This window comes from Paragemmobacter kunshanensis (assembly GCF_011059185.1).
In the GTDB taxonomy this organism is placed as follows: domain Bacteria; phylum Pseudomonadota; class Alphaproteobacteria; order Rhodobacterales; family Rhodobacteraceae; genus Paragemmobacter; species Paragemmobacter kunshanensis.
In genome coordinates this window covers 1-721 of record NZ_JAALFE010000107.1, presented here as the reverse complement: position 1 = coordinate 721, position 721 = coordinate 1, and the positions used below count along the sequence as shown (strand labels likewise).

Below are 721 nucleotides of genomic sequence, written 5' to 3'. Positions count from 1 at the left end.
CCAGAATGCTGCGGGTTCGAGGCTTGATCCACCCGACTTCGGCCGTTTGCGCGACGACAGACACCGCTCGGGGCGAAGAACGCTTGCCCAGCGAGCAAAATCAGGCGATCTTGAAGTCAAGCGGCAGGCCACTTGGGGAATGTCGGCTTCAGTGCCTTCAACTTGAGATATCTTATCAGTGATCTCGATCACCTCAAATTCCTCAAGTATTGCAGCCTTTATTCTCTCGACCTCATCTTCATAGAGGCAGACGATCCTAATCCCAATAAGATCAGTGATCTTGTCTCGGATAGTGTAAGGTGTTTTTGATGCTTCAAGGGCTGTCCGATATTTCCGTGTGAACTTGCTTATACATTCCTCTCGATCCTTTATTCGACCCTCCACACTTGAGACGGCGACATCGGATTTTGCTTGAACCAAAGACTCGATCAACGTTCTGAATGAACTCAAGGCTGCCTGAAGGCTTTCAAAATTTTCGTTGTAAAACTCTCGAAAGGAGCTCTTTTCCGCATCGAAATCCAACGAACCCATGTCTCATGCCCCTTGAGCAAGTAAACCTACAATCATCAAGCCTGCATGCCTGCACTGATGCTCTGTCATGTTTAAATCAACTGCTGGGTTCGATGTAAACGGGGATGCTTCATCCGACATTCCCCAAGTGGCCTGCCGCTTGACTTCAAGATCGCCTGATTTTGCTCGCTGGGCAAGCGTTCTTCGCCCC

At 49.4% G+C, this 721-nt stretch carries 2 protein-coding genes; both read right to left on the bottom strand.

The window, feature by feature from the left end; genetic code table 11:
• Positions 1-531, bottom strand: a 531-nt coding sequence (locus tag G5V65_RS22010; RefSeq protein WP_165054776.1) for a RelA/SpoT domain-containing protein, incomplete at its 3' end; no start/stop codon positions are given.
• A gap of 3 nt (positions 532-534) precedes the next feature.
• A partial coding sequence (locus G5V65_RS22225) for a hypothetical protein (RefSeq protein ID WP_206526944.1) occupies positions 535-721 on the bottom strand: 187 nt, incomplete at its 5' end.